Origin of the sequence: Streptomyces yunnanensis, assembly GCF_029011865.1 — a bacterium.
GTDB lineage: Bacteria > Actinomycetota > Actinomycetes > Streptomycetales > Streptomycetaceae > Streptomyces > Streptomyces yunnanensis.
This window is the reverse complement of sequence record NZ_CP095749.1, coordinates 3305926-3330851: the sequence shown is the minus strand read 5'-3', so window position 1 is coordinate 3330851 and position 24926 is coordinate 3305926. Positions and strand designations below refer to the sequence as shown.

General features: G+C 71.8%; 15 protein-coding genes. 1 reads left to right on the top strand and 14 read right to left on the bottom strand.

Going from position 1 to position 24926, the window contains the following annotated elements; all coding sequences use genetic code 11:
- Window positions 1-202: 202 nt before the first annotated feature.
- The 8 genes from MOV08_RS14340 to MOV08_RS14305 form a co-directional block, all read right to left on the bottom strand.
- Window positions 203-2767: an ABC transporter permease gene (locus MOV08_RS14340; protein ID WP_275307689.1), complete on the bottom strand. Its 2565-nt coding sequence runs from the start codon at window positions 2765-2767 to the stop codon at window positions 203-205.
- 92 nt (window positions 2768-2859) lie between these two features.
- Window positions 2860-3663 (bottom strand): ABC transporter ATP-binding protein, encoded by an 804-nt coding sequence (locus MOV08_RS14335; protein WP_275307688.1) that lies wholly within the window; start codon window positions 3661-3663, stop codon window positions 2860-2862.
- A gap of 193 nt (window positions 3664-3856) precedes the next feature.
- Window positions 3857-4567: a helix-turn-helix domain-containing protein gene (locus tag MOV08_RS14330; protein ID WP_039632671.1), complete on the bottom strand. Its 711-nt coding sequence runs from the start codon at window positions 4565-4567 to the stop codon at window positions 3857-3859.
- A gap of 159 nt (window positions 4568-4726) precedes the next feature.
- Window positions 4727-5590 (bottom strand): carbohydrate ABC transporter permease, encoded by an 864-nt coding sequence (locus MOV08_RS14325; RefSeq protein ID WP_275307687.1) that lies wholly within the window; start codon window positions 5588-5590, stop codon window positions 4727-4729.
- Window positions 5590-6447, bottom strand: a complete 858-nt coding sequence (locus tag MOV08_RS14320) for a carbohydrate ABC transporter permease (protein ID WP_039632668.1) — start codon at window positions 6445-6447, stop codon at window positions 5590-5592. The genes MOV08_RS14325 and MOV08_RS14320 overlap by 1 nt, the downstream gene beginning before the upstream one ends.
- Entirely contained in the window at window positions 6444-7805 is a 1362-nt protein-coding gene (locus MOV08_RS14315) for an extracellular solute-binding protein (protein WP_275307686.1), read from the bottom strand. Before MOV08_RS14315 ends, MOV08_RS14320 begins: the two co-directional genes overlap by 4 nt.
- 105 nt (window positions 7806-7910) lie before the next feature.
- Complete coding sequence (locus MOV08_RS14310; protein ID WP_039632664.1) at window positions 7911-8591, bottom strand: response regulator; 681 nt, start codon at window positions 8589-8591, stop codon at window positions 7911-7913.
- Window positions 8588-10243, bottom strand: coding sequence for a sensor histidine kinase (locus tag MOV08_RS14305; RefSeq protein ID WP_275307685.1), 1656 nt, complete (start codon window positions 10241-10243; stop codon window positions 8588-8590). Before MOV08_RS14305 ends, MOV08_RS14310 begins: the two co-directional genes overlap by 4 nt.
- 155 nt (window positions 10244-10398) lie before the next feature.
- On the opposite strand from MOV08_RS14305, the gene MOV08_RS14300 reads away from it, so the two are divergent.
- Window positions 10399-11799: a cation:dicarboxylate symporter family transporter gene (locus MOV08_RS14300; RefSeq protein WP_039632660.1), complete on the top strand. Its 1401-nt coding sequence runs from the start codon at window positions 10399-10401 to the stop codon at window positions 11797-11799.
- Window positions 11800-11892: 93 nt separating this feature from the next.
- Here MOV08_RS14300 and glgB read toward each other — a convergent pair whose 3' ends face one another.
- The 6 genes from glgB to MOV08_RS14270 all read right to left on the bottom strand — a co-directional run bounded on the left by glgB (window position 11893) and on the right by MOV08_RS14270 (window position 24763).
- A complete protein-coding gene (gene glgB, locus MOV08_RS14295; RefSeq protein WP_420834155.1) occupies window positions 11893-14262 on the bottom strand; it encodes a 1,4-alpha-glucan branching enzyme in 2370 nt (789 codons plus the stop codon).
- A 90-nt stretch (window positions 14263-14352) separates the two neighbouring features.
- Complete coding sequence (locus MOV08_RS14290; protein WP_039632659.1) at window positions 14353-15810, bottom strand: maltokinase N-terminal cap-like domain-containing protein; 1458 nt, start codon at window positions 15808-15810, stop codon at window positions 14353-14355.
- Between the two features lie 404 nt (window positions 15811-16214).
- Window positions 16215-17951, bottom strand: a complete 1737-nt coding sequence (treS, locus tag MOV08_RS14285; RefSeq protein ID WP_275307684.1) for a maltose alpha-D-glucosyltransferase — start codon at window positions 17949-17951, stop codon at window positions 16215-16217.
- The gene (locus tag MOV08_RS14280) at window positions 17948-19951 is read right to left on the bottom strand and encodes an alpha-1,4-glucan--maltose-1-phosphate maltosyltransferase (RefSeq protein WP_275307683.1); all 2004 of its coding nucleotides are present in this window, start codon (window positions 19949-19951) and stop codon (window positions 17948-17950) included. The genes treS and MOV08_RS14280 overlap by 4 nt, the downstream gene beginning before the upstream one ends.
- A 612-nt stretch (window positions 19952-20563) precedes the next feature.
- Window positions 20564-22201, bottom strand: coding sequence for a M4 family metallopeptidase (locus MOV08_RS14275; protein ID WP_275307682.1), 1638 nt, complete (start codon window positions 22199-22201; stop codon window positions 20564-20566).
- 297 nt (window positions 22202-22498) lie between these two features.
- The gene (locus tag MOV08_RS14270) at window positions 22499-24763 is read right to left on the bottom strand and encodes a M4 family metallopeptidase (protein ID WP_275307681.1); all 2265 of its coding nucleotides are present in this window, start codon (window positions 24761-24763) and stop codon (window positions 22499-22501) included.
- Window positions 24764-24926: the final 163 nt, after the last annotated feature.

Below are 24926 nucleotides of genomic sequence, written 5' to 3'. Positions count from 1 at the left end.
GGGGGTTGGTTGGCCTGGACCAACTGGGGCCTAGGGGAATGTCCATGACAAGCGTGGGGATGTCAAGGACCGGCGGGGGAGTTGTGACGATGCGCCAGCTCCTGAAGCGCACGCAGCCGGCGTGGCAGCGGGCAGGCCCCCGCCCCGGTGTCGGGGACGGGGGCCTGCCCGGCGTATGCGGCGCGGAGCACCGGCCCACGGCCTACTGCGCGCTGATCGACTCCAGCATGTTGAGGCGGGCGGCGCGGCGGGCGGGCCAGGCGGCGGCCAGGACGCCGACCACCAGGGCGATCGCGAAGAAGAGCGCCAACCGGCCCCAGGGCAGGACCATTTCGTAGGTCGGGAGGGAGGAGGCGGTCATGCTGCCGCCGGCCCAGGCGAGGAAGACACCCACGCCGATGCCGAGCACCGCGCCGAACAGGGAGATGACCACCGACTCCAGACGGACCATCTGCTTGATGCCGGAGCGGGCCAGGCCGATGGCGCGGAGCATGCCGATCTCGCGGGTGCGCTCGAAGACCGACATCGCCAGGGTGTTGACCACGCCCAGCACCGCGATGACCACGGCCATGCCGAGCAGCCCGTACATCATGTTCAGCATGGTGTTGATGGCACCGGCGTCCTGGTTGCGCAGGGCGTCGCGGTCCTGGACCTTCAGCAGCGGGCTGTTGCCGAGGGCGTCGCGGATCTCCTTGTCCAGACCGGTGGACTTGCCGTCGGCGGCCTTGACCAGCACCGCGTCGTCCTTGAAGGGCTTCTTGTGCGGGTCGACCAGGGAGGCCGCGCCCAGTGCGTCGCCGACGACCTGGTTGTCCTCGTAGATGCCGGCGACCGTCAGCTTCTGCTTCTTGGCCGTGCCGCTGAAGAACTCGGCCGCGAGGGTGTCGCCGGGCTTCAGGCCCAGCTCCTTGGCCTTGGTGCGGGACACCGCGATCCCGTTGCCCCGTACGGCGTCGTAGGAACCGCTGTCGAAGCGGACGTCGGTCACCTTCGGGAGTTGGGAGAGGTCCGTACCGGTGAGGGAGAGGAACCCGGTGCCCGTCGTCGTGACACCGACGCGCCGCAGCGGGGCGACGGCCTCGACGCCCGGCACCTGCGCCGCCTTCTTGGACAGCTCGGGGTCGAGGCCGTCGAAGTGGGAGGTGGTGACCTTGTAGTCGGCCTTCAGGTCCTTGGCGACCATCTCGTCCATGGCCCGCTGGACGGAGTGCCCGCCCACCGTCATGCCGGTGATCAGTACCAGGCCGATCATCAGGGCCGATGCGGTGGCGGCGGTCCGCCGCGGGTTGCGCAGCGCGTTCTCCTTCGCCAGCTTGCCGGTGACACCGAAGAGGCGGGTGGTGACCTTGCCGGCCAGCGCCACCAGCGGACGCGACAGCAGTGGGGCCAGGATGATCATGCCGGCCAGGGTGAGGGCCCCGCCGAGCATGGCCATGGGCAGCGCATCGGCGTTCTTCTGGGCGTAGACGTACAGCATGACCGCCACGCCGAGGGCGGTGACCACCGCGCCCAGGCTGTTGCGGAGGACCAGGCCACGCTGGGTCGGCGGCGCCTCGACGGTGCTCAGCGCCTCGACCGGGGCGATCTTCGCCGCCTTGCGGGACGGCAGCCAGGCGGCCAGTACGGTCACCAGGACCCCGACGCCGAGGGCGGCGAGCACCGCGGCCGGGCTGATGACCAGCGGGCCGTCGGGGAAGCCGGCGCCGGTGGCGTTCAGCAGCGGCCGCAGGCCGACCGCGATCCCCAGGCCCAGTGCGAAGCCGACGGCCGAGGAAGCCAGGCCCAGCAGGCCCGCCTCGGCCAGCACCGCGCGCACCACCTGGCGGCGGGAGGCGCCGACCGCGCGCATCAGCGCGATCTCGCGGCTGCGCTGGGCGATGAGCATGGTGAAGGTGTTGGCGATGATGAAGACCCCGACGAACAGCGAGATGCCCGCGAAGGTGAGCAGCATCTTCGTCAGCGAGCGGGTCTGCTCGGTGATCATCTTCGCTTCCTGGGCGGCGAGTTCGGTGCCGCTGGTGGCCTCCGCGCGGTCCTTGGGCAGCAGCCGGCGGACCTGGTCGGTCAGGGCCTGGTTGTCGGTGCCGGGCTTGGCGGCGACCACCAGCTCGTCGTACTGACCCGGGTGCAGGAACAGCTTCTGCGCGGTGGCGGTGTCGAAGAGCGCGAGACTGGCGCCCGACGTCACCTGCGGGTCATCCGTGCCCACGATGCCGACCAGCTTCTTGGTCAGCGCCGGGCCGTCGGTCGCGAAGCGCACGGTGTCGCCGAGGGCGTAGCCGCCGCGCTGCGCGGACTGGGCGTCCAGCGCCATCTCGCCGGCGGAGGCCGGCGCGCGGCCCTCCTTCAAGGGGTAGCGGCCGTCCTTGCCGTCCTGGTCCGCGACGTAGTTGACGCCGAGGTTCCCCCACTCACGGCCGAGCGGCTGGTTGTCCTTGCCGACCACGACGGCACTGCCGGACAGGGACGGGCGTACGGACGCCACGCCCGGCAGCGCGCGGATCCGGTCCGCGAGCCTGTCGTCGAGGGCGGTGCTGCGCCGGCCGTCCTCCGGTTCGGCGCCGTCGGCGTCGCGGGGGGACTGTGCGTGTACGGAGACGGCCACGTCCTTGAGGTTCTTGGACATGGCGTTGCGGTACGCCGCGCCGACGGTGTCGCTGAAGATCAGCGTGCCGGAGACGAACGCGGTACCGAGGACGACCGCGAGCGCGGTCATCATCAGGCGGGCCTTGTGCGCGACGATGTTGCGCAGAGCTGTACGAAGCATGGTGGTGGTGTTCAGTCCTGAGGCTGGGCTGGGGCCTGGGGCCGGCCAGGGGCGGGGAGGGCTCGGGGCTCGGGCGTCGGCTCGTACGGCCTTCAGCTCGTACGGCCCTTGGCGTCGAACATGCGCATCCGGTCCAGGACGGCGTCCGCGGTCGGCTCGTGCAGCTCGTCCACGATCCGACCGTCGGCCAGGAAGATCACCCGGTCCGCGTAGCCGGCGGCGACCGGGTCGTGGGTGACCATCACCACGGTCTGCTCCATCGCCCGCACCGACTCCCGCAGGAAGCCCAGCACTTCGGAGCCGGAGCGGGAGTCGAGGTTGCCGGTCGGCTCGTCCGCGAAGATGATGTCCGGCTGGGCGGCCAGCGCCCGCGCCACCGCGACCCGCTGCTGCTGACCGCCGGAGAGCTGGGCCGGCCGGTGCTTCAGCCGGCCGGACAGGCCGACGGTCTCCACGACCCGGCCGACCCACTCCTGGTCCGGGCGGCGGCCGGCGATGTCCATCGGCAGCGTGATGTTCTCCAGCGCGGTCAGCGTGGGCAGCAGGTTGAACGCCTGGAAGATGAAGCCGATCTTGTCGCGGCGCAGCCGGGTCAGCTGCTTGTCGTTCAGTGACGCCAGCTCGACGTCGCCGATCCGGGCGGAGCCGGACGATATAGAGTCCAACCCGGCCATGCAGTGCATCAGGGTGGACTTGCCGGAGCCGGACGGCCCCATGATCGCGGTGAACCGGGCCCGGCCGAACTCCACGCTGACGGAGTCCAGCGCGACGACCCGGGTCTCGCCCTGGCCGTAGACCTTGCTCAGATCCGTGGCCCGGGCGGCGACGGCCGTGGTGGTGCGGGTGGGGACGGCGGGACGGGGGACGGCGGCGTGCGGCACCACAACTCCTGGCATGGGACGGTCCCTGAACGGGACGGAAAGAACGATGTCCCCATCCTCGATCCGGCAGACCGCCCGGTCGTCGGCCCCAGGAGCCGAAATCCGTACCGCCCGGAAGTGCGAGACCGGGGGCCGGTGTCATCCTCTGGACGGACATGCCTCCGCCCGCAGACCGACGGGACGCGTCAGGGTCCGCGCCCGCGCGGTGTCAGGGAGCCGCTTCGCCGACCCGCCGCCAGAACTCCGCCGCGATGTCGTCGAGGAACTCCCGGCCGGCCCGCCCGGCCTCGCCGGCGGCGTCCCCACCGGTCCAGCTGAGCGAGGCGGTCATCCGCGCGTGGTACTCCTCGTGCAGCTCCTGGAGGGCCTGCTGGAGCCGCTCCTTGGGCAGCGGCGCGAGCTTGCCGACCGGGCGGACGTAACCCTGCCAGCGGGTGGTGGCGGCGCTGGTCAGCAGCTCCACGAGCCGGTCCTGCTGGCCGGTGAAGCGGATCAGCGCGGGCAGCGGCAGCCTGAGCTCGGCGGCCAGCGTCGCGGCCTGCCGGTCGGTGCCGGTCCACCGCCCACCGGCCTCCAGCCGCTCGTACGCCGCCTGGTCCATGCCGATCCGCAGCGCCAGGTCGGCCGGCGCCAGACCGAGCGCCAGCCGGAATTCGCGGAGCGTGCGGGGAGCGCCGAGGAGTTCGGCGGGGGCGCACCACAGGGCGCCGGCCAGCGCGGTCAGCTCGGTCTCGGTGGGGGCGCCCTCCCCCAATTCCCAGGAGGCCACCGTCGCCGGTTCCAGCCGAATTCCATAGGCGGCCCAGATTCCGTAGGCGACATGCGCGTGGGTCATACCGAGGGCCTCGCGCAGCCGGCGGGCGGCGGCGGCGTTGAAAGGGGGCCTGACTGCATCCCCATCGTGCGTGTTCACCGGCACACGGTAAGTGACGGGGTGGCCGGACTCCTATCGTGCGGATATCCAAGTTTGCCGGTTGGAGGAAGCTACGGAGTGTTCGCCGTGCCTGCGCCGACTTTCGGCCGTTTCCCGGCAATTCTCGCCGATCATGCCGCTGGCCAGCGGCATCGCGGTGAAGGGTCAGCCCTTCACGGCGCCGCCCAGGGTGAAGCCGCCGCCCAGCCGTCTGGAGATAAGGATGTACAGCAGGATCACCGGTGTCGAGTACAGGACGGAGAATGCGGCGAGTTCCCCGAAGGCGATCGCGCCGTAATTCCCGAAGAAAGTGAAAATGCTGACGGACGCCGGGAGTTGCTCCGGCGAGAGCAGCAACATGAACGGGACGAAGAAATTCCCCCACATCATGATGAAGGTATAGACCGCGACGACCGAGAGGCCGGGCCCCATCAGCGGCAGGATGATCCGCAGCAGGGTCTGGAACCAGGAAGCGCCGTCGGTCCACGCCGCCTCCTCCAGCGCCGCCGGCACCCCGTCCATGAAATTCTTCATCAGCCAGACCGCGAACGGAAGTTGGGCGGCGGCCAGGAACAGCGCGGTGCCGTACCGGGTGTCGATCAGGTCCACCCGGACGAACAGCGCATAGACCGGCACCATGATCGCGGTGACCGGCAGGCACGCCGAGAACAGCACGGTGAGCAGGTACGGCCGGGCGAAGCGGGACCGGAAGCGGGACAGCGGGTAGGCGGCCAGCGCCGCGCAGCCCACCGTGAGCAGCGTCGCCCCGCCGCAGATCAGCAGGCTGTTGAGCATCGGCGTGAAGGTGATCTCGTCGGTGAGCACCGCCGAGAAGTTGTGCAGCGTGGGGGCGGCGGGCAGCCGCACCCGGAGCGTGGCCCGCTCGTCCAGCGACGCCAGCACCAGCCACGCCAGCGGCACCGCGAACGCCACCGCGACCACCAGCAGCGCGGCGTCGGCGGCCGCCCGGCGCCGGACCGCCCGCCGCGCGAGCGGCCACCGCGCCCGGCGCCGTCGCCCGCCCCGCATCAGACCTCCTCCCGCAGCAGCCGCAGATACACCGCCGAGAACAGCGCGCCCACCACGAGCAGCAGCAGCGCCACCGCCGTGCCGTACCCGATCAGCGACTTCACGAACGCCTGGTCGTACATGAACACCGGCAGCGTCTGGCTCCGGTTGCCGGGGCCGCCCCGGGTGAGCGCCCAGATCAGCCCGAACACCGAGAGCGTCTGGAGGGTGTTGAGCATCAGGTTGGTGCCGATGGAGCGGCGGATCATCGGCAGCGTGATGTGCCACAGCCGCCGCAGCCCGCCCGCGCCGTCCACCTCCGCCGACTCGGTGACCTCCTGCGGGATCTCGGCCAGCGCCGCCGAGTAGACCAGCATCGAGAACGCCGTGCCGCGCCAGACGTTGGCGAATGACACCGCCAGGATCGGCAGCGTGAACAGCCAGTCCTGGGTGGGCAGATGGAGCCAGGCCAGCACGGCGTTGAGGGTGCCGCGCCGCTCGAAGAAGGTGTACAGCAAAAAGCCGGCCACGATCTCCGGGAGCACCCAGGCGGTGATCACCACCGCGCCGGTCACCGTCCGCACGGGCCGCGAGGCGCGCCGCAGCAGCCCGGCCAGTGCCAGCCCCAGCGTGTTCTGCCCCAGGAGCGCCGAGACCACGGTGAACACCAGGGTCAGCAGCACCGCGTTGCGGAACTCCGGATCGGCCAGCGCGTGCCGGAAGTTGGCCAGGCCGACGAAGGACGCCGACTCCTGGCCGGTGAGCTGCGTGTCGGTGACGGCGAGGTAGCCGCAGTAGCCGACCGGGCCGGCCAGGAAGAGCACCAGCAGGACGGTGGCCGGCGCCAGCGGCGACCAGCGCAGCAGCCGGCGGATCACGGCTTGGTGAGGGCGGCGCCGCCCGTCAGGGAGCGCACCGTGTCGTCGTAGCGGGCGGCGGCCTGCTCCGGCGTGGCGTCACCGGCGGTGACCGCCTCCGTCGCCTCGCCGATCGCGGCGGCGACCTGCGGGTACTCCGGCAGCGCCGGCCGGTACCGGCTCACCGCGACCAGCTGCGTGAAGAAGCCGATCCCGGGCACGGAGGTGAGGTACCGCGGATCGGCCGCGACGTCCTTGCGGACGGCGAGCTGGGCGCCCCGGGTGCACCACTCCAGCGCGTTGGCCTTCGACTGGAAGGTCTCGATCAGCTTCCAGGCGAGCGCCGGCTGCGGCGCCCGGGCGGGGATCGACCAGGTCCAGCCGCCGGCCAGGCTGACCCGGCCGGGCGGGGCGCCGGCCTGCGTCGGGAACGGCGCCTGGCCCAGCGTCCGGGCCCACTGCGGCCAGGGGGTGCCGCCGGTCTTCTGCCACTGCTGGCCGAGCCAGGAGCCGTCGAGGTCGATGGCGAGCTTCTGCTCGGGCAGCAGCTCGGCGGCCACATTGGTCTGGATGTTGGGGCTGAGCGCGTCCGAGACCTCCGGGCCCAGCTTCTCCCGGTAGACGGTGTCCAGGAAGCGGAGGCTGTCCTTGAAGCCCCGGGTGCCGGTGACCCACTTCTTCGCGGCCGGGTCGTAGAGCTGGTCCGGCCCGGTGCCGTAGAGCAGCATCTCGAAGCCCTGCATCACCGCGGCCTCGCCCGCGCCCTTGCCGGTGAAGACGTTCAGCGGGATCACCCCGGGCACCTTCCGCCTGATCGTGCGGGCCGCGTCCAGGACCTCGTCCCAGGTGTGCGGGTGCCAGTCGGCGGGCAGGCCGGCCTTGGCGAAGACCGTCCGGTTGAACCACAGCCCGCGGGTGTCCGTGCCGTCCGGGACGCCGTAGGTGCGCCCGTCCTGCCCCCGGGCCGCGGCCTTCGCGGACGGCTCGAACTGCCGCCAGTCGTCCCAGGACTTCAGATACGGGTCCAGCGGGCGCAGCAGCCCCGCCCTGATGTCGGAGCTGATCAGGAAGGTGTCCTCGTAGACCAGGTCGGGTGCGGTCTTCGGGGAGCGCATCATCTGCTGGATCTTGGTGTAGTAGTCGTTCTCCGACGCCTGGACCGGGATCAGCTTGACCTTCTTGCCCGGGTTGGCCTTCTCGAACTGCCGCGCCACCAGGGCCACATAGTCGTCCCGGACCTTCACCCGGTTGTTGGTGTCCTTGATGAAGGCGACCTTGACGGTGTTCCGGTCGGCCCCGGACCCGCTGCCGCAGCCGGTGAGCGCCCCGGCGGCCAGTACGGCGGCGGTGAACAGGACGACGGGGGTGGTGGAGCGCACGGCACGACCTCCAACGAACCGCGGCCGGCCCGCACGGGCCGGCCGGTCACGGTCAACTGGCCACGGCTTGCTCCCTGCTGAAAGTAAGTCACCGGTCACCCCCGGTCAATGCCCCGACCAGCGGTAGCGCAGCTCCGGGCGGCCGACCTGCCCGTACTGCGGGGCCCGGGCGGCCCGGGCGGTGTCCACCAGGTGCTCCAGATAGCGGCGCGCGGTGATCCGGGAGATGCCCACGTCCGCGGCGGCCTCGGTCGCGGTCAGCCCGTCCGCGGCGGACCGCAGCACGTCCGTCACCGCCCGCAGGGTGGCCGCGGTCAGTCCCTTGGGCAGCGCCGCCGGCCGCGGGGCGCGCAGCGCCGCCAGTGCCCGGTCCACCTCGTCCTGCCCACTGGCCTCCCCGGTGGTGGCGCGGAACTCGGCGTAGCGCAGCAGCCGGTCCCGCAGCGTCGCGAAGGTGAACGGCTTCAGCACGTACTGGACGACGCCCAGCGAGACGCCCTCGCGGACCATCGCCAGATCGCGGGCGGAGGTCACCGCGATGATGTCCGCGGCATGCCCGGCGGCGCGCAGCGTCCGCACCAGCTGGAGCCCGTGGCCGTCCGGCAGGAACAGGTCCAACAGCAGCAGGTCGACCGGGTGGTGGTCGAGGTGGCGGCGGGCCTCGGTGCCCGAGTGCACGGTGCCGGACACCGCGAAGCCCGGCACCCGCCCCACGTACAGGGCGTGCGCCGCGGCGGCGACCGGATCGTCCTCGACGACCAGCACCCGGATGACCCCGGCGCTCATCGGACCGCCCCCGCGGCCGCCCGCAGCGGCAGCCGCACGGTGAACCGCGCGCCGCCCTCCGGCCCCCGGTCCAGCCCGATCGTGCCACCGTGCCGCCGCACCGCCTGCGTGACGAGGGCCAGCCCCAGCCCCCGGGCGCCGCCGCCGGCGCGCTGCTTGGTGCTCCAGCCGCGCCGGAAGACCTCCTCGGCGGTGTCCCCGGCGACCCCCGGCCCGTTGTCCGCGACGCACAGCAGCAGTTCGTCGCCGTCCGCCCGCGCGGTGACCCGCACCTGCGGCGGGGCGTCGTGCTCCTGGGGCGGGGCGGCGGCGTCGAGGGCGTTGTCGATGAGGTTGCCCAGCACCGTCACCAGGTCGCGGGCGGGCAGGTCCGGCGGGATCACCCCGTCGTCGATCCGGCTGTCCTCGGTCAGCACCAGCTCCACGCCGTGCTCGTTGGCCTGCGCCGCCTTGCCCAACAGCAGTGCGGCCAGCACCGGTTCGGCGACCGCGCCCACCACCCGGTCGGTCAGCGCCTGCGCCAGCTCCAGCTCGGCGGTGGCGAACGTCACCGCCTCCTCGGCCCGGCCCAGTTCGATCAGCGAGACCACGGTGTGCAGCCGGTTGGCGGCCTCGTGCGCCTGCGAGCGCAACGCCTCGGCGAAGCCCCGTACGGAGTCCAACTCGCCGGAGAGCGCCTGGAGTTCGGTGTGGTCGCGGAGGGTGACGACGCTGCCGCGGTGCTGACCGCCGGAGACCGGGGAGGAGTTGACGACCAGCACCCGCTCGCCGGTCAGATGCAGCTCGTCGACCCGCGGCCCGGTCGCCAGCAGCGCCTCGGTCAGCGGCTCCGGCAGCCCCAGCTCGGCGACCGGCCGACCCACCGCGTCCCCGGCCGGCCCCAGCAGCTCCCGCCCGCCGTCGTTGATCAGCGCCACCCGGCCTGTCCCGTCGATCATCAACAGCCCCTCGCGGACGGCGTGCAGCGCGGCCTCGTGGTAGTCGTACATCCGGCTCAGCTCGGCGGCGTTCATCCCGTGCGTGTGCCGGCGCAACCGGGCGTTGACCACGTACGTGCCGGCGCCGCCCAGCGCCAGCGCCGCGGCGGCCACCCCGACCAGCGCCAGGACCTGGTCCCGCAGCTGCTGGCTGATGGTGGCGATGGTGATCCCGGAGCTGACCAGCGCGGTGATCGCGCCGCCCCGCCCGGGGTCGCGCACCGGGGCGACGACCCGCACGGACGGGCCGAGCACCCCCATGTGGGTCTCCGGGAAGATCTCGCCGCGCAGCGCGGGGCCGATGTGGCCGAGGTACTTCCCGCCGATCGCGGACGGCTCCGGGTGCGTCCAACGGGTGCCGTCCGGCGCCATCACCACGACGAAGTCGACCCCGGCGTCCCGGCGCAGGCGCTCGCTGTACGGCTGGAGCGCGGCGGTCGGGTCCTTGGTGCGGGCCGCGGTCACCACGGCCGGGGAGTCGGCGACGGCGGTGGCCGCCGCGGTCGCCTGCCGCCGCGCGGTCTCCTCCGCCTGCCGTTCGGCGTTCACGTACGCGAAGACCGCGCAGCCCAGGACCACCACCGCCACCAGGACCACCTGCATGGCGAAGAGCTGCCCGGCGAGACTGCGGGGGCCGCGCAGCCGCCGTGACGGGCGGAAACGGGGGAGGCGCATACAGAACAGTCTGCCGGGTCACTTTTACGTGAACGAAATGTACGCAAGGGTGACGGGCGCCACACCGCCGTGCATAGTCGCCGGGACTTGTTGTGCGCCGCGAGCCGCGAGAGCGGTGCGCAACCGTGACCCCCGTCAGGAAAGGTAGGGCAGCCGTGGCTGCACAGATCCCGTCGTCCCGGGGCACGGCCGAGGACACCCCACCGGCCAAGCGGGACCGGACCCATTTCCTGTACCTCGCCGTGATCGGCGCCGTGCTGCTCGGCATCGTCGTCGGACTCGCCGCCCCCGGTGTCGCCGTCCAGCTCAAACCGCTCGGCACCGGGTTCGTCAACCTCATCAAGATGATGATCTCGCCGGTGATCTTCTGCACCATCGTGCTGGGCATCGGTTCGGTCCGTAAGGCGGCCAAGGTCGGCGCGGTCGGCGGGCTGGCCCTCGGCTACTTCATGCTGATGTCCACCGTCGCGCTGGCGATCGGCCTGCTCGTCGGCAACCTCCTGGAGCCCGGCTCCGGCCTGCACCTGACCGAGGCGCTCCGGCACGCCGGCCAGGCCCAGACCGCCGGCGGCCACGAGTCCACCTCCGACTTCCTCCTCGGCATCATCCCGACCACCCTGGTCTCCGCGTTCACCCAGGGCGAGGTGCTCCAGACCCTGCTGGTGGCACTGCTGCTGGGCTTCGGACTGCAGGCGCTCGGCCCGGCGGGCGAGCCGGTGCTGCGCGGCATCGGCCATGTGCAGAAGCTGGTCTTCCGGGTGCTGTCGATGATCATGTGGGCGGCGCCGGTGGGAGCCTTCGGCGCGATGGCCGCGGTCGTCGGCGCCACCGGGCTGGCCGCGCTGAAGTCGCTGGCCGTCATCATGGTCGGCTTCTACCTGACCTGCCTGCTCTTCGTCGTCGTGGTGCTCGGCACGCTGCTCCGGCTGGTCGCCGGGGTGAACGTCTTCGCGCTGCTGAAGTACCTCGGCCGGGAGTTCCTGCTGATCCTGTCGACCTCCTCCTCGGAGTCGGCGCTGCCCCGGCTGATCGCCAAGATGGAGCACCTGGGCGTCAGCCGCCCGGTCGTCGGCATCACCGTCCCGACCGGCTACAGCTTCAACCTCGACGGCACCGCCATCTACCTGACCATGGCCGCGCTGTTCGTCGCCGAGGCGATGGACAAGCCGCTCTCGCTCGGTCAGCAAGTCTCGCTCCTGGCCTTCATGATCATCGCCTCCAAGGGCGCGGCCGGGGTCACCGGCGCGGGCCTGGCGACGCTGGCCGGCGGCCTCCAGTCGCACCGGCCCGAACTGGTCGACGGCGTCGGCCTGATCGTCGGCATCGACCGCTTCATGAGCGAGGCCCGGGCGATGACCAACTTCGCCGGCAACGCGGTGGCCACCATCCTGATCGGCACCTGGACCAAGGAGATCGACCGCGACCGGGTCACCGAGGTGCTGGCCGGCCGGCTGCCGTTCGACGAGCGGACGCTGTCCGCCGACGGGCACGGCACACCGTCCCCCGCCGAGGCCGCCCCGTCGGCCGACGGCGGCAAGACGTCCGTCGGGGTCTGACCGGACGCGCAGGAGGGGAGAAGGGGCGGGCGCCGCGTGCGCCCGCCCCTTCGGGCGGACGACGGGAGAACGACGGGAGTTTGACGACAGGACCTAGGCGGGCAGCAGCCAGATCGTGGCCAGTGGCGGGAGCACCGCCGCGATCGAGGTGCGGCGGCCGTTCCAGGGGACCGGCTCGGTCTTGAGCGGATCGGGGTTGGTGACGCCGCTGCCGCCGAAGCGCGGGTCGTCGGTGTTGAGGACCTCGCGCCAGACGGGCACGTCGCCGGGGACGCCCAGCCGGTAGTCGTGCCGGACGACGGGGGAGAAGTTGGTGACCGAGATCAGCGGACCGCCTCCCCCCGTGCCCGAACCGCCGGGGCGGTGCCCCGATGCCGCGTGGCGGAGGAAGGAGAAGACGTTGTCCTCGCCGGCGTCACCGTCGATCCAGGAGAAGCCGGCCGGGTCGGTGTCGCGCTCCCACAGCGCGGGCGTGGCCGCGTAGCGGCGGTTCAGCTCGCGCACCAGGTCGCGGACGCCCCGGTGGTCCGCCTCCGCCTCGTAGGACGGGTCCAGCAGCCACCAGTCCGGGCCGTGGCTCTCCGCCCACTCCGCGCCCTGGGCGAACTCCTGCCCCATGAAGAGCAGTTGCTTGCCCGGGTGGGCCCACATGAAACCCAGGTACGCCCGGTGGTTGGCGCGCTGCTGCCACCAGTCGCCGGGCATCTTCGACACCAGCGCCCGCTTGCCGTGCACCACCTCGTCGTGCGAGATCGGCAGCACGTAGTTCTCCGAGTAGGCGTAGATCATCGAGAAGGTCATCTCGCCGTGGTGGTACTTGCGGTGCACCGGCTCCTTCTCGACGTAGCCCAGGGAGTCGTGCATCCAGCCCATGTTCCACTTCAGCCCGAAGCCCAGCCCGCCGAAGCCGCCCGGCCCCACGTGGTGCGTGGCGCGGGTGACGCCGTCCCAGGCGGTGGACTCCTCGGCGATGGTGACGACGCCGGGGCAGCGACGGTAGACCGTCGCGTTCATCTCCTGGAGGAAGGCGACCGCGTCGAGGTTCTCCCGGCCGCCGTGGACGTTCGGCGTCCAGCCGCCGTCCTCCCGCGAGTAGTCGAGGTAGAGCATCGACGCCACCGCGTCCACCCGCAGCCCGTCGATGTGGAACTCCTCGCACCAGTACACCGCGTTGGCGACCAGGAAGTTGCGCACCTCGGTGCGGCCGTAGTCGAACTCCAACGTGCCCCAGTCCGGGTGCGCGGCCCGCGCCGGGTCCCCGGGCTCGTACAGCGGCCGCCCGTCGAACTCCGCCAGCGCCCAGTCGTCCCGCGGGAAGTGCGCCGGCACCCAGTCCATCAGCACCCCGATCCCGGCCCGGTGCAGCGCGTCGATCAGGAACTTGAAGTCGTCCGGGGTGCCCATCCGGGCGGTGGGCGCGTAGAAGCCGGTCACCTGGTAGCCCCAGGAGCCGCCGAAGGGGTGCTCGGCCACCGGCATGAACTCGACGTGGGTGAAGCCCAGGTCCTTGACGTAGGCGGGCAGCTGGACGGCGAGCTGACGATAGGTCAGGCCCGGTCGCCAGGAAGGGAGATGAACCTCGTAGACGGAGAACGGCGCGGTGTGCACGGGGCGCGCGCCGCGCCGGCCCATCCATACGGCGTCCCGCCACTGGTAGTGCGAGGCGTGCACCACCGAGGCGGTGGCCGGCGGACACTCGGTGCGCCGGGCCATCGGATCGGCCCGCACCGTCTTCGAGCCGTCCGGCCGGGTGATCTCGAACTTGTACAGCTCGCCCTCGCCGAGGTCCGGCAGGAACAGCTCCCACACCCCGGACGAGCCCAGCGAGCGCATCGGGGTGCCGGTGCCGTCCCAGTAGTTGAAGTTCCCCACCACCTGCACGCCCCGGGCGTTGGGCGCCCACACGGTGAAGCGGGTCCCGGCCACCCCCTGGTGCGTCATGACCCGCGCACCGAGCGCCTGCCACAGCTGCTCGTGCCGGCCCTCGGCGAACAGGTGCAGGTCCAACTCCCCGAGCGCGGGCAGGAAGCGGTAGGGGTCCCGCACGGTCGGCGTGGTCTCGCCGTAGTCCACCAGCAGCCGGTAGTCGGGGATCTCCCGGAGCGGCAGCACCCCCGCGAACAGCCCGTCCCCCTCGGCGCGCAGTGTCGCCCGCAGCCCCGGCGCCACGACCGTGACGCTCCGGGCACCCGGCCGCAGGGCCCGGAACAACAGTCCGCCGGGCAGCGGATGCGCGCCGAGCAGCGCGTGCGGGTCGTGGTGCGCCCCGGCGAGCAGCCGCCCGCGGTCCTCGTCGGACAGCGGCGCGGCCCGCCGCACGCCGCGGCCGGCGGCGCTCTCCGCGGCGGTCCGCGCGCCGTTCGGCGGCGGGCCGGGCGTGGGCACGGGGGCGGTGGGCCGGGACGGCGGTGCGGCGGCGGGCTCGCCGCTCTGGGGGGCGGCGGGAGAGGGGCGGGCGGTCACGGGTGGGGCCTCCTCGGGGCGGGGATCGGTCGGTCGGTTCCGGACGGGCGGACGGGGCGGGGCCGACGGGGCCGCCACGCGGGCGCGGGCTCAGCCGGCCCCCGGATCCCCGCAGGCCGCCAGCCGCCGGATCGCCGCCATCGGCACCGACAGCCAGTCGGGCCGGTGCCGCGCCTCGTACAGCACCTCGTAGACGGCCTTGTCGGTCTCGTAGGCCCGCATCAGCTCCGGCGCGGAGCGCGGATCCGGCCCGCCGGCCTCGGCGTAGCCCAGGCAGTACGCCGCGCGGGTGCGACGGGCCCAGTCCAGCGCCCAGGGGTCGCCGCCGGCCGGGCCGCTGCGGGCGGCGTAGTCGAACGAGCGGAGCATCGCGGCGACGTCCCGGACGGCCGGCTGCGGGCGGCGCCGCTCGGCCAGCGGCCGGGCCGGCTCGCCCTCGAAGTCGATCAGCGCCCAGCGGCCCCCCTCGACGGAGCGCAGCGTCTGCCCCAGGTGCAGATCGCCGTGGATGCGCTGGGCGGCCCAGCTGCGGCCGTCGTGCCCCAGCGCGACGAGCGCGTCGAACGCGGTGCGCAGCCGCACCCGGTAGGGCTGGAGCACCGGCACCGCGCGGGCGGTCGCCTCCAGCCGCTCGTTCATCTGGGCCGCGATCGCGTCCAGCTGCGGGCGGCGCAGCTCGGTGGTGGGCAGCGCCTGGGCGAGCGCGGTGTGCACCTCGGCGGTGGCGTGGCCGAGCGCCCGCGCCGAGCGGGTGAAGTCGGCACGCACCGCCAGCGCGTTGAGCGCCAGCTGCCAGCCGTCGGTGGAGCCGGCGAGGAAGGGCTGGAGGACGCCCAGGGTCGTCGCCTCGCCGTCGGGCTCGGGGTGCGCCGACTCGAACCACGCGGCGGGCGCCGGCACCCGCGCGCACCGGGCGCCGGCCAGCGCCCGCGGCAGCTCCAGATCGGGGTTGACGCCGGGCTCGATCCGCCGGAAGACCTTCAGAATGAACGTATCGCCATAGACGATCGAGGAGTTGGACTGCTCCACCGCGATCGGCCGGGCGGTCAGCCCCGAGGGGATGTCCACGTCCGGTTCGCGGCAGAACCGCAGCGCCCCGATCCGGCCGGGCACCCGCAGCCGCTCCAGCAGCAGCCCGCACAGCCGGTTGTCCAGCAGCGCGTCGTAGACGGTGCGCCCGCGCAGCGGTCCGCCGGCCGGGCGGCCGAGCACCGCGGGCGCCAGGTGTGGCGGCGGCGCGGGGTGGGTGCCCAGCAGCAGTTGGTAGCAGTCGCCGCCGGCCGGGGTGCGGCTGGGCGGGGCGCTCTGCTGGGCGCGGACCAGCAGCTGGAGCAGGCCCGGTGCGTTGCCCTCGCCGGCGCACGGCAGCAGTTCGGTCGCCGCGACCAGCGTGAAGCCGGTGAGCAGCCGTCCCTTGCCGGCGAACCAGCGCTGCCGCGGCACCCACTCGGCCAGCAGCGGCACCAACGAGGAGAGCAGATCGGGTGCGGTGACCGGCGAGCGGTCGGGGGTGTGGCGGGTGGCACGGGTCGAGGCGGTGTCCGACATGGCGTCGCGTCCTTTCCCCGGGCACACGACAGACAGGGCAAAGTGTCCCGGAATGCGGCCTTTACGATGCAGCGGTGTGGGACGTGTCGGGCGAGATCGTCCTTACGCGCGAGCGTTTTCGGCGTTTCTCGGCGTTCGCTTCGTGCGGTGGTGCCGGTCCCCGAGCTCCGACGGGCGGGAGGACCCCACCCGAGCCGGAAGACCGTCCATGGCCCACCCGGCCCGTGCGGTAGTAGGGAGGTTGCCCGAGCGAAAGGTCGAAAAACGCCCGTACGCGCCGGACGATCGCGTACGGGCGGGGGAACCCCAGGGGCCCGTGCCCGGTACGGCGGGCTCCCTCGGTTCCCCGGGGCCTGTCGTCGCCCTCCGGTCCGCGGGCGACGACGGGACGGTGACGACGGCACCTAGACCGCGTTGGGCGCCTGCTGTGTGTTCCTGCGGAGCCGGAACCAGTAGAAGCCGTGGCCCGCCAGGGTCAGCAGGTACGGCAGCTTGCCGATGGCCGGGAAGCGGACGCCGCCGATGAGCTCCACCGGATGGCGACCGCTGAACGCCTGGAGGTCCAGCTCCGTCGGCTGCGCGAAGCGGGAGAAGTTGTTCACGCACAGCACCAGGTCGTCGTCGGCGCCGTCCTTGCCCGGGGATTCCCGGAGGTAGGCCAGCACCGCGGGGTTGGACGAGGGCAGCTCGGTGTAGCTGCCGAGCCCGAACGCCGGGTTCTGCTTGCGGATCTCGATCATCCGGCGGGTCCAGTGCAGCAGCGAGGACGGCGAGCTCATCGCGGCCTCGACGTTGGTGACCTGGTAGCCGTAGACGGGATCCATGATGGTCGGCAGGAAGAGCCGGCCCGGGTCGCAGGAGGAGAACCCGGCGTTGCGGTCCGGGGTCCACTGCATCGGGGTGCGCACCGCGTCCCGGTCGCCGAGCCAGATGTTGTCGCCCATGCCGATCTCGTCGCCGTAGTAGAGGATCGGCGAGCCGGGCAGCGACAGCAGCAGCGCGGTGAACAGTTCGATCTGGTTGCGGTCGTTGTCCAGCAGCGGGGCCAGGCGGCGGCGGATGCCGATGTTGGCGCGCATCCGCGGGTCCTTGGCGTACTCCGCGTACATGTAGTCGCGTTCCTCGTCCGTGACCATTTCGAGGGTCAGCTCGTCGTGGTTGCGGAGGAAGATGCCCCACTGGCAGCCGAACGGGATCTGAGGGGTCTTGGCGAGGATCTCCGAGACCGGGTAACGGGATTCCCGGCGGACCGCCATGAAGATGCGCGGCATGACCGGGAAGTGGAAGGCCATGTGGCACTCGTCGCCGCCGACCGTGTAGTCGCCGAAGTAGTCGACCACGTCCTCCGGCCACTGGTTGGCCTCGGCCAGCAGCACGGTGTCCGGGTAGTGCGCGTCGATCTCGGCGCGGACCCGTTTGAGGAACGCGTGCGAGGACGGCAGGTTCTCGCAGTTGGTGCCCTCCTCGGCGTAGAGGTAGGGCACCGCGTCCAGCCGGAAGCCGTCGATGCCGAGGTCGAGCCAGAAGCGCAGGGCGGAGATCATCTCCTCCTGGACCGCCGGGTTCTCGTAGTTGAGGTCCGGCTGGTGGGAGAAGAAGCGGTGCCAGTAGTACTGCTTGCGGACCGGGTCGAAGGTCCAGTTGGAGACCTCGGTGTCGACGAAGATGATCCGGGCGTCGGCGTACTGCTTGTCGTCGTCCGCCCAGACGTAGTAGTCGCCGTACGGGCCGTCCGGATCGGTGCGGGACTCCTGGAACCACGGGTGCTGGTCGCTGGTGTGGTTCATCACCATGTCGATGATGACCCGCATGCCGCGATGGTGGGCGGCGTCGACGAACTCCACGAAGTCGGCCAGATCGCCGAATTCGGGGAGGACCGCGGTGTAGTCCGCGACGTCGTAGCCGCCGTCCCGCAGCGGGGACTTGAAGAACGGCGGCAACCACAGGCAGTCCACCCCCAGCCACTGGAGGTAGTCGAGCTTGGCCGTGATGCCCTTGAGGTCCCCGATACCGTCACCGTTGCTGTCCTGGAAGGAACGGACCAGGACCTCGTAGAAGACCGCCCGTTTGAACCACTCGGGATCGCGGTCCTTCGCCGGGGTGTCTTCGAACGTGTCGGGAACAGGCTCATTGACGATCAATTGGGTGACCCTCCGATCGGTGAGGACGGTCGCAGCGACAGCACATGAGCCGGCGCGAGCGAGCTGCCCGGCTCCAGGCGCACATAGTTGTCCCTGCCCCAGTGGTAGGTGTCGCCGGTGAGCTCGTCGCGCACCGGGAAGGACTCGTGCCGGCCAAGGCCGAGTTCCGGCATGTCCAACGACACCGTCGCCTCGTGGGTGTGGTGCGGGTCGAGGTTGACCACCGTGAGCACCGTGTCGGCCCCGGCCCCGTGTCCCACGCGCTTGGAGTACGCGAGGACGGCGTCGTTGTCGACCTGGTGGAAGTGCAGGTTGCGCAGCTGTTGCAGGGCGGGATGGCGGCGGCGGACGCGGTTGAGCGTGGTGATCAGCGGGGCGATGGTCCGCCCCTCGCGGGCCGCGGCGTCCCAGTCGCGCGGCCGGGGCTGGTACTTCTCCGAGTCCAGGTACTCCTCGCTGCCGGGCCGCAGCGGGGTTCCCTCGCACAGCTCGTAGCCCGCGTAGACGCCCCAGGCGGGGGAGAGGGTGGCGGCCAGCACGGCACGGATCTCGAAGGCGGGGCGACCGCCCTCCTGGAGGTAGGCGTGCAGGATGTCCGGGGTGTTCACGAAGAAGTTGGGCCGCAGGTAGGAGGCGCTCTCACCGGACAGTTCGGTGAGGTACTCGGTCAGCTCCTCCTTGGTGTTGCGCCAGGTGAAGTAGGTGTAGGACTGCTGGAATCCGATCTGGGCGAGGGTGTGCAGCATCGCCGGGCGGGTGAACGCCTCGGCCAGGAAGAGCACATCGGGGTCGGTGCGGTTGATGTCACTGAGGACCTTCTCCCAGAACGCCACCGGCTTGGTGTGCGGGTTGTCCACCCGGAAGATCCGGATGCCCCTGGCCATCCAGAAGCGCAGCAGCCGCTCGGTCTCCCGGACCAGTCCGCGGAAGTCGGTGTCGAAGGCGAGCGGATAGATGTCCTGGTACTTCTTCGGCGGGTTCTCCGCGTAGGCGATGGAGCCGTCGGCGCGGTGGTGGAACCACTGCGGGTGCAGGGCGACCCAGGGGTGGTCCGGGGAGCACTGGAGGGCGAAGTCCAGCGCCACCTCCATCCGCAGGTCGCGGGCGGTCCGCACGAAGTGGCCGAAGTCCTCGAAGGTGCCCAGGTCCGGGTGGAGCGCGTCGTGGCCGCCGGCCGGCGACCCGATGGCCCAGGGGGAGCCGACGTCGCCCGGGCGCGCGGCGAGCGCGTTGTTGGGGCCCTTGCGGTGGGACGTGCCGATCGGGTGGACGGGCGGCAGGTAGACCACGTCGAAGCCCATCGCGGCGACCGCCGGCAGCCGCTCGGCGGCGGTGCGCAGGGTGCCGCCGAGGCAGCTGCCGTCCGGTGCGGTCACGGCGCCCTCGGAGCGCGGGAAGAGCTCGTACCAGGAGCCGTACAGGGCTCTTCGGCGCTCGACGGTCAGCGGCATCGGGCGGGAGACGGTGATCAGTTCGCGCAGCGGGTGGCGGTCCAGCGCCTCGGTGACCTCCGGGGCGAGCGCGGTGGCCAGGCGGGTGGCGGCCGGCAGGGTGGCGTCGCGCAGCGCGTCGACGGCGGCCAGCACCGCCTCCCGGCCGTCGCTCTTGGGGACCTCGGAGGCGGCCCGTTCGTGCAGCGCGGCGCCCTCGGCGAGGACCAGCTCGGTGTCGATCCCGGCCGGAATCTTCACCCCGGCGTGCCGGCGCCAGGTGGTGACCGGGTCGGACCACGCCTCGACGGTGAACGTCCAGCGCCCCTCGACGTCGGGGGTGACCTCGCAGGTCCACCGGTCGGTGCCCGGTTCCCGCTCCCGCATCGGGGTCCAGGGGCCGCACCGGCCCGCGGGGTTGCGCAGCACCACGTTCGCGGCGACCGCGTCGTGGCCTTCGCGGAAGACCGTCGCGGAGACCTCGAAGGTTTCGTCCACCACGGCCTTGGCCGGGCGGCGGCCGCAATCGATCTGCGGGCGGATGTCCAGTACAGGGATGCGACCGATCATGGGCTCACCTGGGATTGTGATGCTTTGCGGGGTTTTGTCCTTTCTATCCGCTCCACGGCGGGGGGACCGGGTGCGGGCATGGGCGCTCCTGTCCGCTTTCACTCTGCTGGCGGACGGCACGGCGGCCCCGAACGGGCCCCGCCGGCCGGGTGCGCGGAACGGCGTACCGGGTGAGGCTTCCCGTGCGCGGCGGCCGGGAAAGCCACGGGAATGTGAACTACCGATTCGTAACCGCTCACGCCGGGCGCTCCGGTGGGCAGGGGCCGCCGCCCTGGTGGGCGGCCGCGGCTCGGTGCTGACACGGTCGGCGTTCGCCTCCTCAACTCGGTGCGAGCACAGCGGAGTTGCGGTGTGCGGAAGTCCGTTGCCGCGCCGGGGCCCGTCGGCGCCACCACCGCAGCCTCTCGCCACGCGGGGGTCCGGACAAGAGCGCCTGAGGGGGTGGAATCGGCCATATCGACGGACCGGGCAGTACGGGCTGTCGGCCGCGGGGGGCGGGCGGGCGCGGGCGGGGGATCCGGCCGCGGCGGCGTGGCCGAAAAAAGCCGGCGTGGCCGGGGAGCGAGCCCCGGCCACGCCGGTGCGGTGCGGCCAACCGGCCGCGGTGGTGCGTTACTTGACGTTGACGCCGGTCCAGGCCGACTCGACGCCCTTGACCTCGGCGCTGTCCGCGCCGTAGAGGTCGGTGGCCGCCTTGACGGTCGCCTCGCGGGCCGCCTTGTAGTCGGTGGTCGAGGTCATGTACGTGGTCAGCGCCTTGAACCAGATCTTCTCGGCCTTGTCGCGGCCGATGCCGGTGACCTTGGAGCCGTCCGCGGTCGGGCTGTCGTAGTGGTCGCCGTTCGCGTCCTTCGCGCCGCTGCCCTCGGACAGCAGGTAGAAGAAGTGGTTGGCGATGCCCGAGGAGTAGTGGACGTCCACGTTGCCGGCGTCCGCGCTCCAGTTGTCCAGGGACTGGCCGTCCTTGGAGGGCTTGTCCATGTAGCGCAGCGGCTTGCCGTCACCGTTGATGTCGATCTTCTTGCCGATGAAGTAGCTGCCCGGCTCGGCGGGGTTCTTGGCGTAGAACGCCACGGAGGCGCCGAAGATGTCCGAGGTGGCCTCGTTGAGGCCGCCGGACTCGCCGCTGTACTCCAGGCCCGCGGTGGCGGAGGTGACGCCGTGCGACATCTCGTGGCCCGCGACGTCGAGGGCGGTCAGCGGCTTGTTGTTGCCCTCGCCGTCGCCGTACGTCATGCAGAAGCAGCTGTCGTCCCAGAACGCGTTGACGTAGTTCTGGCCGTAGTGCACGCGGGACGTGGCGCCCTTGCCGTCGCCCTTGATGCCGCTGCGGCCGTGCACGTTCTTGTAGTAGTCCCAGGTCTCCTGGGCGCCGTAGGCGGCGTCGACGGCGGCGGTCTCGGGGTTGCTCGGCTTGCCGTCGCCCCACGTGTCGGTGGAGTTGGTGAAGAGCTTGCCGTCGCCGCTCTCGCTGCCGCTGAGGTTGAACGTCTGGTGGCCGCCGCGGGAGTCGTCGGTCAGCTCGTAGCCGCTGCCGCCCTTCTTGGACGCGAGGTCGACCTTGCCGGCGTACTCGCTGTTGCCGACGCCGGTCTCGATGCCCTGGAACTGGAAGAGCTTCTTGCCGGTGTTGGCGTCGGTGATGACGTGCAGCTGGTTGGGCGTGCCGTCCTTCTGGACGCCGCCGACCACGGTCTCGTACGCCAGCACCGGGGTGCCCTTGGCGGCCCAGATCACCTTGCGGGGCGCGGGCGCGTCGACCTTCTTGGCGCCGATGGTCTTGGTGGCGGTCGACTCGGCGGCCAGCGCGGCGGCCTTCGGGGCGATCTTCGCGGTGAGCGAGGCGACCTTGACGTCCGCCTTGGCCGCCTTGGTGACGCCCTTGACGGCGCCGCCCTTGGCGGTGTGCACGACCAGGTCGCCGCCGAGCACCGGCAGGCCGCCGAAGGTGCGGTCGTAACGGGTGTGCACGGTGCCGTCGGCGTCCTTGATGACGTCCTTGACGACCAGCTTCTCCTGGGAGCCCAGGCCCAGCGCCTTGGCCGTCTGCGCGGTGGCCGCACTGGCGTCGTGGAGCAGCTCGGCGCGGTGCGAGGTGCTGAGCGCGAGCGGCGCGCCACCGTGGGGGGTGGCGGCGGGGGCGGGCGAGGCACCGGCGGTGTTGGCCGCGGTGATGCCGGCGACGAGCAGGGCCGCCGCGGCAACGGCGGCACTGGTCACACGGGTCTTACGAGATATGTGGGGGGTCACGCGTGCTCCTTCAACTTTGCCAAGTGGTGGGGGTGCAAAGCGATGCGGGTGTGACATGCGTCGGGAAGACTGCCATTTGAGCGCGGGCATGTCAGGGGGGTGTTCGAAGATTGGCCGAAAATCGTTCGCACAGAGGTGATCGATGTCCGGATAACGGAGCGGGGCGCCGCCCCCGGTGGATCCGGGGACGACGCCCAACTCGGTTGTGCAGTCGCTTAGTTGACGCGTCAGGTGCGGCGCGGCCGAAGTCGGACCGGCATTTTCACACCAAGGTGACGGGCAGGTTGCCGGCTGGTGTCAGAAGGTCAGCTTCCAGCCGTTGAGGGTGCCGGAGTCGCCCGCGTAGACGTCCTGGACACGCAGCTTCCAGGTGCCGCTCGCGGCCTTCGTCGAGGCGTTGACGGTGTACGTGGCCTTCACGTCGGCCGCCGAGTCTGAGAGGCTGGAGTTCTTCAGCCGGTACGCGGTGCCGTCCGGGGCCAGCAGGTCGATGACCAGGTCACCGCGCCAGCTGTGGGTGATGTCCACCGTCACCTTGAGCCCGCTGGGCGCGTTGCCGCTGCGGCTGACGGGGATCGGCGAGGTGATGGCCGCACCGGCGTCAGGGATGGCCACCTTGGTGGTGTTCTCGTAGACGTTGCCGCCGCCGACCGGGTTGACGGTCCAGGTGAAGGACGCGGTCCCGGTCTTCTGCGCCGCGTCGGTGACCGTCACGGTGACCGTGCTGGTGCCGGCGGTGGTCGGGGTGCCCGAGATCAGGCCGGTGGAGGCGTCGACGGACAGCCCGGCGGGCAGCCCGCTGGCCGCGTACGACAGCGAGCCGGTGGTGCCGCTGCTGGCCTTGATCTGGAGGCTGGCAGCCTGGCCGACGGTGCCGGTCTGGTTGCCCGGGTTGGTGACGGAGACCCCGCCGTCCGGGACCCGGGAGCCGACGTTGACCGCCGCCCAGGTGTTGGCGACCGTGTTGTACGAGGCGCTGCCCTGGCCGAAGAGGTCGGCCGCGGCCTGGAGGGTGGCGGTGCGGGCGCCGGCGTAGTCGGTGTTGGCGCTCATGTACTGGCTGAGCGCCTTGAACCACACCTTCTCGGCGTTGGCCCGCCCGATGCCCGGCACCGGCAGGTTGTCGTAGGTCGGGCTGTCGTAGTGGACGCCGTTGATGTCCTTGGGGCCGCTGCCCTCGGACAGCAGGTAGAAGTAGTGGTTGGCGACACCGGACGAGTAGTGGACGTCCTTGTTGCCGACGGTGCTCGACCAGTAGTCGGCCGAGGCGCCGTCCTTGGAGGGCTTGTCCATGTAGCGCAGCGGGGTGCCGTCGCCGTTGATGTTGATCTTCTCGCCGATGAGGTAGTCACCGGGGTCGGCGGGGTTGTTGGCGTAGAACTCCACGGCGGTGCCGAAGATGTCCGAGGTCGCCTCGTTGAGGCCGCCGGACTCGCCGCTGTAGGTGAGGTTGGCGGTGGCGGCGGTGACGCCGTGCGACATCTCGTGGCCGGCCACGTCCAGCGCGGTCAGCGGGGCGGCGTTGTTGCTGCCGTCGCCGTACGTCATGCAGAAGCAGCTGTCGTCCCAGAAGGCGTTGACGTAGCTGTTGCCGTAGTGCACGCGGGAGTAGGCGCCGACGCCGTCGCCGCGGATGCCGGTGCGGCCGTGCACGTTCTTGTAGTAGTCCCAGGTCTCCTGGGCGCCGTAGGCGGCGTCCACGGCGGCGGTCTGGGCGTTGCCCGGGGTGCCGTCGCCCCAGGTGTCGTCGGCGTCGGTGAACAGCGAACCGGTCCCGGACGAGCCGTGGTTGAGGTTGTAGGTCTTGTGGTTGCCGCGGGTGGTGTCGGTCATCGTGAAGTTCGGCGCGGAGCCGGAGGTCCCGATGGTGACCTTGCCGCTGTACTCGCTGTTGCCGATGCCGTTCTCGATGCCCTGGTACTGGAATATCTTCGCGCCGGTGTCGGCGTCGGTGATGACGTGCAGCTGGTTGGGCGTGCCGTCGTCCTGGAACCCGCCGACCACCGTCTCCCAGGCCAGCCGCGGGGTGCCGTCGGCGGCCCAGACCACCTTGCGCGGGGCCTGGTCGGCCGCGGTCCTCGTCGAGCCGAGGGACTTGGCGGAGGAGACCGCCTTGGCCGCGGCGGTGGCCGGGGCGACCTTCGCGGTGGTGGAGGCGACGGCGAGGGCGGCCTTGGTGGCCTTGGTGGTGCTCTTGACCGCACCGCCCTTCGCGGTGTGCACGACGAGGTCGCCGCCGAGCACCGGCAGCCCCGCGTAGGTGCGGTCGTAGCGGGTGTGCGTGGTGCCGTCGGCGTCCTGCTCGACGTCCTTGACGACCAGCTTCTCCTTGGCGCCGAGGTGCAGCCGCTGGGCGGTGGCGGCCGTGGTGGCGCCCGCCTTCCGGATCAGCTCGGCCCGCTGGGACGGGGTGAGCTTGACGGGCAGCGCACCGGCCAGGGGGGCGGCGTGCGGGGCCGGGCGGGCCGCGGGGGTGCCGTGCGGGCTGGCCGCCGCGCCGGTGCCGGTCTGGACGCCGACGGCCAGCAGTGCGGTGACCGCGACCAGCGCGCCGGTCGCCACGGCACGCCGCTGCGGGGTGGGTCTATGGGGGGTGCTTCTCACACGGACTCCTTCTGCGGGGCCGCGGCACGACGGGAGCGGCCAAGGGGGGACCGGGCGGCTGAGCGGCCGTCCGGGCAGAGCGAGGCAGAACTCGTGGAGCGTGTGTGGGGGGTTGACGAGC